Here is a 16,334-nt window from a genome sequence, read left to right as displayed (position 1 = left end):
TGGATCCCAGGCAAATATTTTATAATTCTGGGGATCTTTACTTAAGTTCATGAACTCATCGGAACAGCAAGTAACGGTATGTTCAGCACGGTAGCCATTTGGCGGGTTTTACTTCGGTGAAGGAGTGAAGACCAGAAGCCGTGCTTTTTGGGGATCATGATCAACAACTCGGCGCCACAAGTTATAAGCTCTTTTTTTAATTCGGCAACGATTTTATTTGAATTAGTTTCTCTATAAACACAATCAATACCAGCTGCCTGGAAATTATGCGGTACTGTGCCCTGAACAGGTTTTATTTCAGCTGCTTCTTTATTAACATAAAAAATCTCCACCGGCGATTCGAAAGCAATAACTTCATTCCGAATCATGGAAAGTAACTGTACCGGCTGGTCATTAGCCACATCACATGCCAGCATGATTTTCCTTAGCCCTTTGAACCGGGCGCCAATGGGGACGACCAGCACAGGGAAAGCCAAATTTTTGATGGCAGTTGTAGTTGTATTGCCTAAAACCCATTGATCCTGACTTTCAGGGGCCATGCCAAGCACTACCAGCGAAGCATTGTGCTTTTTTACCAGGTTTTGTAATTCATCTGTAACCGGCGTATAACTGGTTTCACAACTGACAGTGATGTCGTGAATCAGTGCAGTTATTGCTGCTTGTTGTGCAAGCCGGTCTTGATTTTTTGCCTCCAGGTCGCTTACAGTTGAAGCTGGCAGGAGCGTATTCGATTCGTGCAGGGACAAGCTGAAGGCATTAAAAAGCAGGAGCCTGTAGTTGAAATGTTTGGCCAAAGCGGCGGCATAGGTTACCGCGTTTTCAGCAGCCGGCGAATAGTCTGTTGCAGCAATTATAGTTTTCATATGGGTGACTGGTTGTTTTGTTAATATTCATAAAACCATTAAATACGGGCTCGTAAAAGTAGAAGACCCTTTGTACCATAAATAGCTTAGTTAAACAGTGCGACCTGTTCTGCTTTTTTATCGGTGGTTTCTTAAAAACAAAGATCAAGAATGGCTTTAAACTTCAACATGACGTTGATCAGCTTAAAAAATGATCACAATTACTAACAAGTACAGGGAAATCATAAGGCGATCAGGGAGAAGATCAACTGCCATAGCGCCGGGCCATTTTGAAAAGTTTATTTTAGGAGATAGGGCTTTTTAAAAATAGCGTAGATAATGTAGGCAGAAAGAGAACAGGAAACCAATTGTTGGCAGCCATTTGATCGATGGGTGACTGACGCAAAAAATATCGCAGCAGGGTAAACGTAATCTTTACGTCACCTTTCTAAATAATAAAAGACAATTTTATCTTTTATTATTTACATTTGTCCATTAACTCATAAAAAAATGGAACCGTCAGAAATACACATTGTATTGAATGCTAATAGCCTAATAAGTGATCTGCTGAAGTATAACGAAGAGCTGATAATCCAAAAACTTACCGAACTCAATAAAAATTTTAACCGGCTGAAAAACCCTGTGCTCAGAAAGGTTTTAGCCAAACGGGTATCCGTTGCTCAGGCTTGCAGGATAGCAGGCTGCTCGCTGAATGAATTTTTTGACGTCCTTAAACCGCTTGGATTTAAAGCGGCGCACGAAGCTGTTGAAGTTGACAGGTCACCGCTTTCGCTTGCTGCTTCTTTTAATAAAATTATTGACCTCGATGTCAGACCGATTTTGGCGGCAGGAAATGACCCTTTAAAAATGATCCTTACTACGGCGGCCGGGCTTAAAAATGGCGAGGTGCTTAAAGTGATCAATACTTTTGAACCTGTGCCGTTAATCAACCTCCTGGAAAATAAGGGATACCGTTCGTTTATTGACATCGCGGGACCGGAACTTGTGAATACTTATTTCCTAAAGAAAGAGGCCCAACCTGATGAGCTTATAGTGAATATATCGGAATTATCGGTTGAAGCAGATGGGCTCACGGAACTTATGAAAGCCTACCAATTGCACATTATGGATGTCAGGCCTTTCCAAATGCCCAAGCCTATGACTATGATCCTTGACAAGCTGGAAACGCTGAAAACCACTGAAGCCTTGTATGTCCGGCATCGAAAAGTCCCAGTTCATCTGCTCCCGGTATTAAAAGAAAGAGGTTTTGACTTTCGCATCATGGAAACAGCGGAAGCAGTTATCCTGTTTATCTATAGGCCATGAATATGATCACTAAACAGCATCCCGAATTATACCCTATTGTAAGGGCTCACTACCTGGCTTCAGCGGTTTGTTTTGTGCTTATCGGCGTCTTGTTTTTCTTTGCGTCGGCAGACTTTGCCGGGCACTATTTCCAGCCGAAATTATTAGCCATTACCCATCTTGCCGCATTGGGCTGGGTTACCATGGTTATTTTCGGTGCAGCGTATCAACTGGTACCGGTCATACTTGAAACAGGGCTGTCAGGCTATCGTTTGCCCTGGCTATCATTCGTCGCTTTTTTGAGCGGGCTTGTCTTGTTGGTTTGTTCTTTTTGGCGTTTTGAACCAGGTGTATGTATGCAGGGAGGGGCTCTGCTGCTGCTAACCGGCATGCTTGGCTTTACCATTGTCATTTTTCTAACAGGAAAAAGATTAAAGAACAAAAAGGAGAACATTCATCAGGAAATGATTAATACTTCCTGTATCTGGTTGCTGGCCACCGGTGTTCTTGGGGTTCTGCTGGTGTTCAACCTCCGTTACGCCTTTTTGCCACAGGATCACCTTCAGTTTTTAAGGCTCCATGCGCATATGGGAATGGGAGGCTGGTTTTTATTGTTAGTGATAGGAGTAAGCAGTAAATTGGTGCCAATGTTCCTGGTGTCCCGCAAACAGAATTTGCGGCTGCTTGATTGGGTTTATTATCTGCTGAATGGCGGCCTGCTTGCATTTGTGATCGATACTTACCTGGAAGGTATCAACAACCGGACCTATCTCATCGCACTGCTTCCAGCTGCAGCGTTTATCATATATTTCATTTATTTAATCCAGTGTTACCGGTCAAGAATGAAAAGAAAGTTGGATTTGCCCATGATATACACTATGTTGTCTTTTATATTGCTGCTGGCTGCATTGCTGATACAGCCGCTCATTATTAACGCGCGTATTCAAAATGCCGCACAAGGCATTGCACTTACTAAACTATACGGGCTATTGGTGCTAATGGGCTGGCTTTCTTTACTGATCCTGGGGCAGGCGTTTAAAACTTTGCCTTTCCTGGTTTGGCTAAAAATTTATGGACCAGACACCGGCAAAGAACCTACACCTTTACCTTCGGATCTATACAGTCAAAAATTACTGATCATCCAGGGTATCGCCTTTACCGGTTTTATATTATCCATGATCACTATGGCGTTATCCGGCCTGGCTGCGCCTGCGCGTATTGCCTCAGGTTGCCTGCTGTTAACGGCGCTTTGCTATCTTTTAAATTTAACCAGGGTCCTTACCCACAAAAAAACAACCGGCCATGCATAGCTTTGACGTTACCAATCCTGATACCTACATAGAAATGGAAGCATGGGAGCGCTTACGATCCATTATTGACCCTGAACTTCATGTCAATATCATTGATTTGGGACTTGTTTATACTATCAGGGCAAATAGCACAGCGAGGATGCTGGTGGTGGTAATGACCTTATCGTCACCCAGTTGCCCGGTAGGTGAAGCCATTTTGCATGGGGTGGCCAATTGCCTCGAAGCCAGGTTTGTGGACTACAAGACAGATGTGCAACTCACCTGGGAGCCAGCATGGGGCTTTGACAATATTACCGAAGAAGGCAAAAAACAGTTGTGGGGATAATGGACTGGATAAGTAAAGGCAGGTATCATTATTGGGCAGGAGGCAGCTTTGTGGTGCTTGCTGTTTTTGGCGTGGTGCTCAGGCTGATGCATATTGCCTTTGTGCCTCATTTAAACTATATTTTTTTGCTGCATGCTCACTCGCATTTCGCTTTTGCCGGGTGGGCTTTTCTTGGATTGGCCATGCTATTGGCCGGACGGGTTTCGCCTGTTCTAAGACGCCGGAAGTTCCTGTATGCCCTTAATGCAACACTCGTAAGTGCTTATGGCATGCTGGTTAGTTTCTCCTTTCAGGGCTACAAAACAGTCTCTATCATTTTTTCGACGTTTTTTATTTTTAGTACTTATTATTTTACCCGGCAGTTCCTGAAAAGTTTAAAGGATACACGGCAACTTTCAAAAGGCGCGCGCCAATTGACCCTTGGCGCTCTGTTTTTTCTCTGCTTTTCCTCACTGGGCCCCTTAGCCCTGGGGCCGCTTATGGTTATGGGATTAAAAGGCACGGCAGTGTACCAGGATGCAATTTATGTTTACCTGCATTTTCAGTTGAATGGCTGGATGCAGTTGGCGGCCATTGCGTTGGTTGAAATCACCTATTTTAATATGTGCCCAACCAATCCGCAGCGTTGGGTATATCAACTATTAATCTGGTCGAACCTGCCGCTGTATTTAATTTTTACCTTGTGGAGCAACCCTACCGGTTGGGTTTTTCTGATAGCCGGAATTGCGGCTGCGGGTAATCTTACCGCGTGGTTTATGATATGCCGGGGTCGGAAAGCGCGGCTGCTGAAACTGCCTTTGCTGTTAAAAGTTGCATTTTTGGCCATCACCTTAAAAACCGTTTTCCAAACCCTGGTATGTATTCCCGTCATTGGCAGATGGGCTTTCAGTGACCGTAATATCATCATTGGCTATATTCATTTGCTGACATTGGGCATCGTGACACCAGTCATACTCGATCAATTTAAGCAAGCCGGCTTTTTCGGCGCCGGAAAAAAATTGCAGATCATAAACGGAAGTTATATAGTGTTGACTTTCGCATATCTCGTGATATTATTTGTTGAACCCGCCTTAAAACTTGTCGGAATAATAGTTCAGGATGTCGTGCCCCAATTATTGTTGCTATCCATACTGTTGCTGTTATGCGGGCTCGGCTATTTTGGGCTGCTAATTTTAGGCAGTTCAAAAAAAAGCGAGGCAGTTAGCGTGTAAAATCAGATTCAAATATTTATTTTTGGATTAACACGCCGGATATGAAAAACAAAGTTCTCCTAATCGAAGACAATCAGGACATTCGGGAAAACGCAGCAGAGTTGCTGGAGCTTTACGGTTTCGAAGTGCTGGTTGCCGACTGCGGCGAGGCAGGATTGAACCTGACTGATTTACACCCGGACTTGATTATTTCGGATGTAGTTATGCCGGGTATTAGTGGATACGATGTGTTCAATCAGCTTCAAGAGGATTCCCTTAAAAAAAACATCCCCTTTATCTTTACCACCGCACTTTCCGAAAAGAGGGACCAGGACATAGCAAAAGTGATGGGAATACAAAACTATCTCATTAAACCATATGACGAAGCTGAACTTATCAACTGTATCCGGAAGTGCCTGGACATAATCTGATTTCCCTTCGGTTGAACGCCCGGTAATTTGCCTCAAATATCGGGTTAACGTGCCATGACTATTTTTTTCTGAAATTACGGCAAGGCTTTTCAAAGTTTCAGCCGGAGCTAATGAGCGCGGTCACTTTTGCGCTTTAAAAATTGATTGTTATCACATTTACGAAAAAAGAACAGCCTAAAATATACAAGAACAATAATAAAGGATAAATTTGTCTTCTATTAATTAATAACAAATGGAAACACAAATTTTGGATGTAACGGTCATTGAACCAAAACTAAAACATCCCACTATTTTTAAGAGATTCGATGAACTGACCGGCGGTGAGGAATTGATCATTCACAATGATCATGACCCCAAACCGCTTTATTATCAGTTGCTGGCAGAGCGCGGACAGATCTTTAACTGGGAATATCTGATGAGCGGCCCGGAGGTTTGGAGGGTTCTGATTGGTAAAAAGAACCCGCATAACCAGGAAGAGACAATTGGTGAGATTGTTGCTAAAGACTATAGGAAGGCGATGGTTTTCAAAAAACTCGGCATTGATTTCTGCTGCGGCGGCAAAAAAACATTAACAGAAGCCTGCGTGAAAAAAGGGCTTGCCGTTGAAGAAGTGAAGCTCGCACTGCAGTCGGCGGATAACGGAGAATATGTAAATGCGCATAATTTTCAGGACTGGGCTCTTGATTTTTTAAGTGACTACGTAGTAAATGTCCATCATAAATATGTACGTGACAATATTCCCTTTATTGGTGAACTTGCAACAAAAGTGGCGCGTGTACATGGGGACAAACACCCCGAATTGATTGTGGTGGCTAACGTATTCGCTACGGTGGCACAGGAACTGAGCATGCACATGATTAAAGAGGAGCGCATCCTTTTTCCTTATATCAGGGATATGGTGACAGCCCGGGAATTAGGTACCGCTGTGTTGCCGGCACCGTTTGGAGGGGTTATGAATCCCATTCAAATGATGGAGATGGAGCACGAAGGAGCAGGAGAAGAACTCGAAGAGATCAGGCAAATGACAAATAACTATACGCTTCCGGAAGATGCCTGTACCTCGTATCGTATCCTTTTCCAAAAGTTGCAGGAGTTTGAAAATGACCTGCACACACATGTACACCTCGAAAATAATATTTTGTTTCCGAAGTCGGTTCAACTCGAACAGCAGTTAAAAGATAATTCTCAATTATAGGTTTTAAGTTGAAAGGATAGTAGTGTTATTATCTAAATCATGTGAATATGCCATCAGGGCGGCAGTATATGTTGGTTATAAGACCTTGACCAAAGAAAAGACCGGCATCTCAGAGGTCGCTGAAGCGATAGGTGCACCTGTCCATTTCACTGCCAGGATCCTGCAGGGGTTATCCCGAAAGCGCGTCATTTCCTCCAGCAAAGGTCCGCACGGTGGTTTTTATATTGAAAACTACGCCAAGGTTTACCTGATTGATATTATCCGGGCAATTGAAGGGGACGGGCTATTTAATGCCTGCATACTTGGGCTTAAAAACTGTTCCGACACGAAGCCTTGTCCGGTGCACGACGAAATTAAGACGGTACGGACACAACTGCTCCTCGAATTTAACAAAAAATCCCTTCGAGACCTGGTAAGCGATTACCAGCAAAATAAGTACGTTTTAAAATAAGCAAATTTTTATTGAGCAAACAGGAGGGGACAAGTTTAAAATAATAAAAGATAAAAATGTCTTTATTTATGAAATTGCTTTGAGGCGGAGGTTATATAAGTATATTATATATCGTATAAAATACTAATTAAATGAGATATATCACTGAAAAAACATGATTTAAATCATGAAATAGTCAAAAGTAATAAAGCAATTTCGAAGTGTTATAAATATGAAAACAATGAAAATTTCAACCAGCGTAATCCGGGCCGCCTTTATAGGAGGTATGGCCCTTTTGGCCGCTTGCGGCCCTTCCAATGGGGGTAATAAACAGGCGACGGAATCTGCTCCGGCTGCCAATGCCGAAAATAGTTCGGCCGCCTCTTCAGCAGACGTTGACCCGGCTGCCAAAAGTGACAGCAAGGGCGTAGGTAAATTCACAAGCGTGGAGATCGGCGCAATAGACAATGCAATGGCCGACAAAGGCAAAGGAGTTTTTACTGCCAAGTGCTCCGCCTGTCACCAGATCACCGATCAGAAGGTAGTTGGGCCTGGTCTGAAAGGGGTAACCAAACGCCGTACGCCGGAATGGATCATGAACCAGATCACCAATCCGGTAGAAATGGAACAAAAAGACCCTGTGGGTAAAGCGCTTTTAGCAAAATATCTGACTCAGATGAGTTTTCAGAATGTAAGTGACGATGAAACCCGACAGATACTTGAGTATTTGAGAAAAAACGATCAATAACCTCTTTATATGTTTAAACCATGAAACGAATTTCACAAACTACCCTGTTGTTAGCGGGACTGGGGGCGATTGCCATTGCCAGCGGTTGTAAAGCAGGTAAAACGGGGCAGGCGGCCACCGATGAAGATGCTGCCAAAAAAGTATACGTAGCGCCCGGCAAGCATGATGAATTGTACATGTTCGCTTCCGGTGGCTTCAGCGGCCAGATTGCAGCGTATGGCATTCCTTCCGGCAGGTTGCTTAAAGTGATACCTGTGTTTTCCCAGAACCCGGAAAATGGTTATGGCTACTCCGAAGAGACCAAACTAATGCTCAACACCTCGCACGGATTTGTGCCCTGGGACGACACGCACCATCCTGAATTTTCCAAAACCAATGGCGAAGATGATGGCCGCTGGCTTTTTATCAACGGTAATAACACGCCACGCATTGCCCGTCTCAACCTGGCAACTTTCAAAACGGAAGAAATTCTGGAATTACCAAACGTTGCCGGTAACCACGCCTCTCCATTTTGTACAGAAAATACCGAGTATATAGTAGGTAACACTCGTTTTAGCGTACCGCTTGACGGAGATAAGGATGTATCGATAGGTGATTTCAAAAAGAAGTTTAAAGGTGCCGCGACTTTTATCAAAGTAGATAAGAACACGGGCAGCATGAACATTGCTTTTCAATTGATTGTTCCTGGCTTTAATTATGACCTGGCACATGCCGGCAAAGGCCCCTCACATGATTGGATCTTCTTTACCTGTTATAATACGGAGCAAGCCAATACCTTGCTTGAAGTTAATGCCAGTCAACGCGACAAGGACTTTATCATGGCGGTGAACTGGAAAAAAGCAGAAGAGTTGGTGACCCAGGGCAAGGGGCATAAAGTGCCTGCTAAATACGCGCATAATCTCTATAACGAGCGCACCCACTCAGCTACTTCAACCATGGAAAACGACGTGACCATGCTGGATGTAAAAGATTATCCGGGACTAATCTATTATATTCCATGCCCAAAATCACCCCACGGTGTTGACGTGGAACCCAACGGCGAATACTTTGTAGCCAGCGGTAAACTGGCCGCGGTGATTCCTGTATTTTCGTTTAAGAAGATGCTTGGTGCTATTGACCAAAAACAATTTGAAGGGGACTTTGACGGTATTCCAGTATTGAAATATAATGCTGTATTGGAAGGTGAAGTGCAAAAACCGGGTTTAGGTCCGCTGCATACCGAATTTGACGGTAAAGGTTATGCTTATACGTCCATGTTTGTGTCTTCAGAGATTGTAAAATGGAAAGTGGACACACGTGAGATCATCGATCGTATTCCTACTTATTATTCTATCGGTCACCTTTCTGTACCGGGCGGTGATTCCAGGCATCCATATGGTAAATATGTGATTGCATTGAACAAGATCACCAAAGACCGTTATCTGCCCACCGGCCCTGAGCTAACGCAATCTGCCCAGTTGATTGACATTACCGGCAACAAGATGAAACTATTGCTTGACTTCCCGACCATTGGTGAGCCGCACTACGCGCAGACCATACCGGCGGAGAAAATAGAGAAAAATTCTGTGAAGTTTTTTAAACTGGAAGAGAATGATAATCCATACGCTGCCAAATCAGAGAAAGAAGCCCGCGTAGTAAGAAAAGGCAACCGGGTGGATGTATACATGACTGCTATCCGGTCTCACCTGGCCCCGGACAATATAGAAGGGATAAATCAGGGTGATGATGTGTATGTGCATGTGACCAACCTGGAGCAGGACTGGGACGTTCCGCACGGCTTTGCCATCAAAGGTTCCAATAATTCAGAATTGTTGATCATGCCGGGCGAGACCGCCACACTGAAATGGGCACCTGACCGGACTGGTATTTTCCCATTCTATTGTACTGACTTCTGCTCTGCATTGCACCAGGAGATGTCTGGTTACTTTAGGGTATCGCCTAAAGGCTCAAACGTACCACTTACTTTCCACCTGGGAGAAAACCTCGCGGCAAGGTAATCGATCTTTTATTCAACGGGAGGGCCCTGTGTCCTCTCATTAATACCAATAATATGAAAACCGGTTCAAGAATAGCAATAGCTACAGCCATGGTGCTGCTGCTAACAGCGTATTTTCTTCCTTTATGGGAGATTACCTTGTCCGCACCACAATACCCCGAGGGCCTGAGTATGGATATATGGTTGAATGGTATCACGGGAAACGTGCTGCAGATCAATGGGCTTAACCATTATATCGGCATGCAGCATATCGACCCGCAGAACTTCGCCGAATTTAAGATTGCCCCCTATGTGTTCGGGTTACTGATCCTGATCGGGTCGGTTGCTTCAGTAAAAGGCAGCAGAAAACTGCTGATTGGCTTGCTGGCACTGATGATCGTTTTTGCCGCCGCCGGATTTATTGATTTTTACTTATGGGAATACAACTATGGGCACAATCTTGATCCTCATGCAGCCATTAAAGTTGAAGGTATGTATTATCAACCTCCGCTGATTGGGTATAAACAACTTCTGAACTTCCTGGCAGGGTCTTTTCCTGCTACGGGGGGGATGCTGATCGGCCTGGCCGGAATAATTACCGCTGCTACATTATACATCGAAATAAGAAATGGTAAAAGAAATGAAAAACAGAGGAATGATCGTGCTGCTGGCACTTTGGATCACCGCCTGCAGCCAAAAGCCTGAGGCCCTGCAATATGGAAAAGATGCCTGCGTACACTGTATGATGACAATTATGGACCGTAAGTTCGGTGCAGAGATCGTAACTTCTAAAGGCAAGGTTTATAAGTTCGATTCTGCAGAGTGTATGCTGGGTTACATCAGCGAAAAACGCGGGCAGTTTGGCAATGCAGATACTTACCTTGTTGTAAACTACAAGTCAGGCGGTACACTTATGGATGCCCGCAAATGCACCTATATACATGACCAAAAGATCAGTTCTCCGATGGGCGGTAACCTCGCTGCCCTTGCTTCCGAACAAGAGGCCAAAACCTTTCTTGGTAACGGAAACGGGAAACTGCTAACCTGGAATGAACTTGTTAAATAAAAGATTGCATGAAAAGGATCTCGCTCATTTGTCTTTTTGCCCTGGCGGTAACTGTTGTTTCGCATGCACGTACACTTGTAGTGGCCGTGGATACTGCCCTGCCTGATTTAAAGGCAGCTGTTGCTGAGGCTGCCGACGGTGATACGATCAGGGTGAAGAAGGGGTATTATTATTCGTACAATACACTTATCACCAAAAGACTGACCATCATTGGCGATGGGTATCCTGTGCTGGACGCAAATTATAAAGAAGAGGTAGTGACTATCCTGACGAATGGTGTTACGTTCAGCGGCTTTGTGCTCAAAAACTCTAAAACCGGTTCGATGCGCGACTATGCCGGTATCCGCCTGCATAAGGTACACAATGTTACGATCAGTAATAACAGGTTAATCAATAACTTTTTTGGGATTTACCTGTCCGATTGCGATCATGTGTCTGTTATTGGTAATACAACCAGTGGCACTGGCACCGAGCTTACGGCCGGTAACGGCATTCATGCCTGGCAATGTCATGATGTTATCATTATGAACAATTATTCTACCCGCCACCGCGACGGTATCTACTTTGAATTTGTGAAAAAGAGCAGGATCATCAGTAATACCAGTGAACGGAACTTTAGATATGGGCTGCACTTCATGTTTTCGGACGATGATCTGTATCAAAAAAACACTTTTCGCAACAACGGATCAGGTGTCGCGGTGATGTATTCCAAACGGATACGAATGTTTGATAATTTGTTTATTGAAAACTGGGGAAGCTCTATTTATGGTTTGCTGCTGAAAGATATTACCCGGTCCCAAATTGTTGGCAACCGTTTCGTTAGGAATACGACGGGTATTTATATGGAGGGTTGCAACCTCATGACGGCTAACAATAATACCTTTATCAATAACGGTTGGGCTATGCGTATACTGGCTAATTGTGAAAACGGCACGTTTGAGCGGAATAATTTCGAGTCGAACTCTTTTGATGTGACAACCAACGGGGTGCTCAACCTTAATAAATTTGATCAGAACTACTGGGACAAGTATGAAGGTTATGATTTGAATAAAGATGGCACCGGTGATGTACCCTACCGGCCGGTTAGCCTCTATGCGCAGATAATGGAGCAAATTCCGCAAAGCGTGATGTTGATGCGGAGTTTTATGGTCAATCTTTTAGACAAGGTTGAACGGGCTATCCCATCTCTTACCCCTGAATCTGTTAAAGATATAAACCCTAAAATGAAACCATGGACACGTTAATTGAACTAAGCCACATTAAAAAGGCATTTGGCAAATTACAGGTGCTAAAAGATATTAGTTGTCATTTTGAAAGCGGCAACATTATATCTGTTTTGGGGCCAAACGCCTCCGGAAAAACAACCATGATCAAAAGTATACTGGGTATGGTTATACCCGACGAAGGCGACATCCGGTTTCGCGGGGCCAGAGTCAACAAGACTTTTGATTACAAAAAATATATCGGTTATATGCCGCAGATCGGGCATTACCCGGATAATATGAAGATTGGCCAGTTGTTTGACATGATGCTTGATATTCGTAACTGCAATAAAATACCTGATACAGACCTGATCGAGGCTTACCGGCTGAAAAGTATGTACCATAAGCCTATGAGGACACTTTCCGGAGGTACCAGGCAGAAAGTGAGCGCCGCCCTTGCTTTTATGTTTAATCCTGACGTGCTGATACTCGACGAACCCACAGCTGGTCTTGATCCCTTTGCCACCGAAATTTTAAAACAAAAGATCCTCGCCGAAAAAGCAAATAACAGGCTTGTGATCATTACCTCGCATATCCTTTCAGAATCGGAGGAGTTAGCCGATACCGTGATGTACCTTTATGAAGGCAAGATCAAATTTTATGAGCCGCTGGCTGCGCTGCAAATGGAGACAGGTGAACAGAGACTGGGTAAAATATTGACCCGATTATTAACTGAAGAACATGTTTAAGATAGCCAAATATATTATTCTCGACATCATACGCAGTAAGGTACTCATTGCCTACACGTTGTTGCTCGCTACCATTTGTACAGTGATCTTTCTGTCAGACAGCGATGTGATTAAAGAACTGGTAAGTATTACAACCATTGTGATGATCATTGTGCCGCTGGTCAGCATTATCTATGCAACCACCTATTATTTCAATGCAGCGGAGTTTACCGAATTGCTTGTTTCCCAGCCTATCAAACGCAGGGACATTTTATTGGGAGAATACCTCGGCATCAGCAGCTCTATCCTTGGCGCTTTTGTGCTCGGAGTTTGCCTGCCGGTTGCTTTGTTTGCACTCTCAGCTACGGGCATCACCCTAATGGTTGCCGGAGGTTTGGTAACCTTAAGTTTTACTTCACTCGCTTTCTGGGCTTCTACCAAAACCAGGGATAAATCAAAGGGGATTGGGCTTGCGCTAATGATTTGGTTCTATGCGGCCATTATTTATGATGCCCTGGTGCTGCTGTTCCTGTTCACTTTCAGCGATTATCCGTTGGAAAAAGCCATGATTGTGCTCACGGCCTTAAATCCCGTAGACCTGGCAAGGATCATGATCTTGTTAAAACTGGATATTTCTGCTCTGATGGGTTACACCGGCGCGCTTTACCGACAGTTTTTCGGAAGCGGTACAGGCATTGCCTTCAGTGTTTCGATGCTATTTATCTGGTCTGTTTTACCCGTACTACTGGCGCTTAAAATTTTCTCCAAAAAAGATCTGTAAGATGTTCCGCCGTTTCACCGCCATATTACTCCTGTTCTCGGTACTGGTTATGAACCTGAACTCGCTATGGCTTTATGCGGGGTTCCGGCTCAACCAGGATTATATTGCGGCAAAACTTTGCGCCAATAAGTCAAGGCCCATGCTACACTGCAACGGCAGGTGTTTCCTGAGCAAACAGCTTAAAAAGGCTAATAGTGAAGAGAAAAGCAACGAAAATCGAACCGCTAAAGAAATCATTTTTGAGGCTTATTATCACGGCGTTAATCAATTTACTGTACACATCAAACTGCTGGCCATTTTTACCTCCCTGGTAAGCTTCGCCCTGCTGCTTCGCCCGCTTGGAGCAATCTTCCGGCCGCCTGCTACGTCTTCAGTTCACCGCTACATGCTCTCCTGAGCAAATTCAATTTTGGTTTAACAAGAAGATGTTTAAAAATGAAATACTTTATCGTGTTCTGCTTTGCTATTGCCTTTACTTTACAGGCATCAGCGCAAAAAATACGGGGTGTTGTTGTCGACGCCCAAACCCAGGCACCCGTTGTCGGTGCCAGTATCCGTGTCAAAGGAAGCAAGCTGGGTACCTCAACGGATTTATCAGGCAAATTTATATTGGCGCATAAAAATAAAGCTGACTCCCTGATGGTTAGCTGTACCGGTTATGGTACTTGCTGTATCAGGTGCGATAGCTCGCTCACAGTTCAACTAAAACCGGTGATTGCCGGCCTGGAGGAGGTGGTGGTAACGGCGGGCCGCCAGGAGCAGCCCCGCAAGGATATACCGGCCGCAATCAGCAAGATAAGTTCAAATACCATCCGCGAAGCGCATGCAACTGCTCCTTATCAATTATTGAATAAAGTTGCGGGGGTATATATGGTTAACCTCGGTAATGAGCAACATACCATGGCCATCCGCCAACCGATTACTTACAACGCGCTTTACCTTTACATGGAAGATGGTATCCCGATCCGACCAACGGGCATATTCAATCATAACGCTTTATACGAGATCAATACCGATGGTATCCGGGATATTGAGGTGATTAAGGGGCCAGCCTCGTCTTTATATGGCAGTAACTCAATAGGTGCGGCTGTTAACTTCAATACGGCTAAAGAATCCGTAACCCCGGCAGGGCAAATCAATGTACAGGGAGATAAATACCATTACCTGCGGGCTGGTATTCAAGGGGGGCTCACTGCGGGAAAAGTTGGGTTTTATATGGCAGGTTATGCCACACACCAGGAAAAAGGCTGGCAGGATTATACTGATTTTGATAAGTATTCGCTTTCTGCTAAAGTTAGTTATCCGCTGGGGGCCGACAGTAAGCTAACAGTATACGGTACCTATAATTATCTTAACACACAAACACCCGGAAACCTTGACAGTGCACGTTTCTATAACCGATCCTACAGTAGTAATCAGCGTTTTGCCTACCGTAGGGTGAACGCATTCCGAGCCAGCAGCCGTCTTGATCATAATTGGAATGATGATAATCACACCTTTCTAACGCTTTTTTACAGAAACAATTCCACCGGGCAATTACCCAGCTATTACATTTCTGATGTCCGCAACAATAAGGGCCAATACTTAAAGTCAACAGGTCAAATAAATGAGCTGAGTTTTTACAGCTTTGGCTTGCTTGCCCAGCATACGGTAAAGTTAAATTTTATGCACTCACAATTGATCGCAGGCATTTACCTGGATAATAGCCCAAGTTCGTTTTATGCTAACTTCCTGAATATTAAAAAAGATATTGCTGCTCAATATTATACCGGTTATATCAACACTGATTCGCTGATTGATAATTATAAGATTCATCTTTTTAATGCCGCATCCTATGTACAGTATATGGCAGAGCCGGTTAAGCGGATAAAAATTACTGCCGGACTGCGTTATGACCTGCTCATTTACAATTTTGACAACCGGCTTCCTCCTTTAAAAACCAAGTACAAACAACAGGAGCATAATCGATATGATGTGTTGGCGCCCAAGCTTGGCGTAACTTATGACCTGCAGAAGGGGCGCGGCGTTTATGCCAATTTCAGTATGGGCTTTCAGCCGCCTGAAACTAATACCCTTTACAATTCCAGGCAATTAACACCGCTTAAACAGGCCACTTATAACAATTTTGAACTGGGCGGCTGGACATCATTGTTCTCTCAAAAGATCAGGTTTGAGCTAACTGCTTATTACCTGCAAGGGAAAGATGAGATCATCAGCTTGCTCCAGGCAGACAATACTACACAATATGCCAACGCTGCTGCTACTACCCACAAAGGCTTAGAGTATAACCTCCTGGTTGGCTCCGTAAAAAGCCTTGCCTTTCGCATCGGTGGAACGTTTGCGTCCCATACCTTTAATGAATACAGTGAAATTAGTGCCGGAAAATCCATCGGCTATAACGGTCATCAAATGACCAATGCGCCAAAATGGATTGCTAATTCGGAGATTACCTGGAAACCCGCTTTTATCGCTGGCTTCAGAACCGGTGTTGAATGGCAACATTTGGGTAAATACTTTACAAATGCAGCTAATACCAAAACCTACAGCGGTTATGATCTTTTTAATTTACGCACTGCCTATCGCATCAGCAGCGGCAGCGCGAAGGGACTGGAGGTTTGGTTCAATGTTATGAACCTGACCAATAAACTATATGCAACTACTGTTACTGGAAATAGCTATGGGGATACTTATACGGCGGCCCCTCCGCGCACCTTTTCATTAGGTATCAGTCATTCTATTTCAAAACTATGATCATGAAAAAAACATCCGTTGCGAATCCGGTTAGATTACGATATATCATTCATTA

General features: G+C 44.1%; 17 protein-coding genes. 16 read left to right on the top strand and 1 reads right to left on the bottom strand.

What is annotated here, in order from left to right; all coding sequences use genetic code 11:
• Positions 1-47 precede the first annotated feature (47 nt).
• On the bottom strand, positions 48-863 hold the full coding sequence (locus ACEN82_RS13360) for a universal stress protein (RefSeq protein ID WP_413317445.1): 816 nt from the start codon (positions 861-863) through the stop codon (positions 48-50).
• 489 nt (positions 864-1,352) lie between these two features.
• Between ACEN82_RS13360 and ACEN82_RS13355 the strand changes: the two genes are divergently transcribed.
• The 16 genes from ACEN82_RS13355 (at position 1,353) to ACEN82_RS13280 (ending at position 16,279) form a co-directional block, all read left to right on the top strand.
• Positions 1,353-2,168 carry a DUF2249 domain-containing protein gene (locus ACEN82_RS13355; protein ID WP_413317443.1) on the top strand — a complete coding sequence of 272 codons (816 nt, stop codon included), beginning with the start codon at positions 1,353-1,355 and terminating at the stop codon, positions 2,166-2,168.
• Between the two features lie 2 nt (positions 2,169-2,170).
• Positions 2,171-3,457, top strand: coding sequence for a hypothetical protein (locus tag ACEN82_RS13350; RefSeq protein WP_413317441.1), 1,287 nt, complete (start codon positions 2,171-2,173; stop codon positions 3,455-3,457).
• A complete protein-coding gene (locus tag ACEN82_RS13345; RefSeq protein WP_413317439.1) occupies positions 3,450-3,782 on the top strand; it encodes a metal-sulfur cluster assembly factor in 333 nt (110 codons plus the stop codon). The genes ACEN82_RS13350 and ACEN82_RS13345 overlap by 8 nt, the downstream gene beginning before the upstream one ends.
• Positions 3,782-4,993, top strand: coding sequence for a hypothetical protein (locus ACEN82_RS13340; protein WP_413317437.1), 1,212 nt, complete (start codon positions 3,782-3,784; stop codon positions 4,991-4,993). Before ACEN82_RS13345 ends, ACEN82_RS13340 begins: the two co-directional genes overlap by 1 nt.
• Before the next feature lie 41 nt (positions 4,994-5,034).
• Entirely contained in the window at positions 5,035-5,403 is a 369-nt protein-coding gene (locus ACEN82_RS13335) for a response regulator (protein WP_413317435.1), read from the top strand.
• Between the two features lie 232 nt (positions 5,404-5,635).
• The gene (gene ric / locus ACEN82_RS13330; protein WP_413317433.1) at positions 5,636-6,598 is read left to right on the top strand and encodes an iron-sulfur cluster repair di-iron protein; all 963 of its coding nucleotides are present in this window, start codon (positions 5,636-5,638) and stop codon (positions 6,596-6,598) included.
• A 22-nt stretch (positions 6,599-6,620) separates the two neighbouring features.
• Positions 6,621-7,049, top strand: coding sequence for an RrF2 family transcriptional regulator (locus ACEN82_RS13325; protein ID WP_413317431.1), 429 nt, complete (start codon positions 6,621-6,623; stop codon positions 7,047-7,049).
• Between the two features lie 220 nt (positions 7,050-7,269).
• On the top strand, positions 7,270-7,776 hold the full coding sequence (locus tag ACEN82_RS13320) for a c-type cytochrome (protein WP_413317429.1): 507 nt from the start codon (positions 7,270-7,272) through the stop codon (positions 7,774-7,776).
• Positions 7,777-7,796: 20 nt separating this feature from the next.
• Positions 7,797-9,773: a Sec-dependent nitrous-oxide reductase gene (gene nosZ / locus ACEN82_RS13315; protein WP_413317427.1), complete on the top strand. Its 1,977-nt coding sequence runs from the start codon at positions 7,797-7,799 to the stop codon at positions 9,771-9,773.
• Between the two features lie 53 nt (positions 9,774-9,826).
• Positions 9,827-10,456, top strand: coding sequence for a hypothetical protein (locus ACEN82_RS13310; RefSeq protein ID WP_413317425.1), 630 nt, complete (start codon positions 9,827-9,829; stop codon positions 10,454-10,456).
• Entirely contained in the window at positions 10,392-10,817 is a 426-nt protein-coding gene (locus ACEN82_RS13305) for a nitrous oxide reductase accessory protein NosL (protein ID WP_413317423.1), read from the top strand. Before ACEN82_RS13310 ends, ACEN82_RS13305 begins: the two co-directional genes overlap by 65 nt.
• A gap of 8 nt (positions 10,818-10,825) precedes the next feature.
• Entirely contained in the window at positions 10,826-12,061 is a 1,236-nt protein-coding gene (locus ACEN82_RS13300) for a nitrous oxide reductase family maturation protein NosD (RefSeq protein WP_413317421.1), read from the top strand.
• The gene (locus ACEN82_RS13295) at positions 12,049-12,768 is read left to right on the top strand and encodes an ABC transporter ATP-binding protein (protein WP_413317419.1); all 720 of its coding nucleotides are present in this window, start codon (positions 12,049-12,051) and stop codon (positions 12,766-12,768) included. The genes ACEN82_RS13300 and ACEN82_RS13295 overlap by 13 nt, the downstream gene beginning before the upstream one ends.
• The gene (locus tag ACEN82_RS13290) at positions 12,761-13,528 is read left to right on the top strand and encodes an ABC transporter permease subunit (protein WP_413317417.1); all 768 of its coding nucleotides are present in this window, start codon (positions 12,761-12,763) and stop codon (positions 13,526-13,528) included. The genes ACEN82_RS13295 and ACEN82_RS13290 overlap by 8 nt, the downstream gene beginning before the upstream one ends.
• A 1-nt stretch (position 13,529) precedes the next feature.
• Entirely contained in the window at positions 13,530-13,925 is a 396-nt protein-coding gene (locus tag ACEN82_RS13285) for a hypothetical protein (RefSeq protein WP_413317415.1), read from the top strand.
• 38 nt (positions 13,926-13,963) lie between these two features.
• Entirely contained in the window at positions 13,964-16,279 is a 2,316-nt protein-coding gene (locus ACEN82_RS13280; protein WP_413317413.1) for a TonB-dependent receptor domain-containing protein, read from the top strand.
• Positions 16,280-16,334: the final 55 nt, after the last annotated feature.

This window comes from Mucilaginibacter sp. Mucisp73, assembly GCF_059491465.1.
The sequence above is the reverse complement of the archived record's forward strand: the minus strand, read 5'-3'. Positions and strand labels throughout refer to the sequence as shown.

What these genes read in the sequence shown, in the direction of transcription:
- ACEN82_RS13310 (WP_413317425.1), top strand. Translation starts at nt 9,827, where the DNA reads ATGAAAACCGGTTCAAGAATAGCAATAGCTACAGCCATGGTGCTGCTG.
- ric (WP_413317433.1), top strand. Translation starts at nt 5,636, where the DNA reads ATGGAAACACAAATTTTGGATGTAACGGTCATTGAACCAAAACTAAAA.
- ACEN82_RS13295 (WP_413317419.1), top strand. Translation starts at nt 12,049, where the DNA reads ATGGACACGTTAATTGAACTAAGCCACATTAAAAAGGCATTTGGCAAA.
- ACEN82_RS13340 (WP_413317437.1), top strand. Translation starts at nt 3,782, where the DNA reads ATGGACTGGATAAGTAAAGGCAGGTATCATTATTGGGCAGGAGGCAGC.
- ACEN82_RS13320 (WP_413317429.1), top strand. Translation starts at nt 7,270, where the DNA reads ATGAAAATTTCAACCAGCGTAATCCGGGCCGCCTTTATAGGAGGTATG.
- ACEN82_RS13285 (WP_413317415.1), top strand. Translation starts at nt 13,530, where the DNA reads ATGTTCCGCCGTTTCACCGCCATATTACTCCTGTTCTCGGTACTGGTT.
- ACEN82_RS13355 (WP_413317443.1), top strand. Translation starts at nt 1,353, where the DNA reads ATGGAACCGTCAGAAATACACATTGTATTGAATGCTAATAGCCTAATA.
- ACEN82_RS13360 (WP_413317445.1), bottom strand. Translation starts at nt 863, where the DNA reads ATGAAAACTATAATTGCTGCAACAGACTATTCGCCGGCTGCTGAAAAC.
- ACEN82_RS13290 (WP_413317417.1), top strand. Translation starts at nt 12,761, where the DNA reads ATGTTTAAGATAGCCAAATATATTATTCTCGACATCATACGCAGTAAG.
- ACEN82_RS13345 (WP_413317439.1), top strand. Translation starts at nt 3,450, where the DNA reads ATGCATAGCTTTGACGTTACCAATCCTGATACCTACATAGAAATGGAA.
- ACEN82_RS13350 (WP_413317441.1), top strand. Translation starts at nt 2,171, where the DNA reads ATGATCACTAAACAGCATCCCGAATTATACCCTATTGTAAGGGCTCAC.
- nosZ (WP_413317427.1), top strand. Translation starts at nt 7,797, where the DNA reads ATGAAACGAATTTCACAAACTACCCTGTTGTTAGCGGGACTGGGGGCG.
- ACEN82_RS13305 (WP_413317423.1), top strand. Translation starts at nt 10,392, where the DNA reads ATGAAAAACAGAGGAATGATCGTGCTGCTGGCACTTTGGATCACCGCC.
- ACEN82_RS13280 (WP_413317413.1), top strand. Translation starts at nt 13,964, where the DNA reads ATGAAATACTTTATCGTGTTCTGCTTTGCTATTGCCTTTACTTTACAG.
- ACEN82_RS13335 (WP_413317435.1), top strand. Translation starts at nt 5,035, where the DNA reads ATGAAAAACAAAGTTCTCCTAATCGAAGACAATCAGGACATTCGGGAA.
- ACEN82_RS13300 (WP_413317421.1), top strand. Translation starts at nt 10,826, where the DNA reads ATGAAAAGGATCTCGCTCATTTGTCTTTTTGCCCTGGCGGTAACTGTT.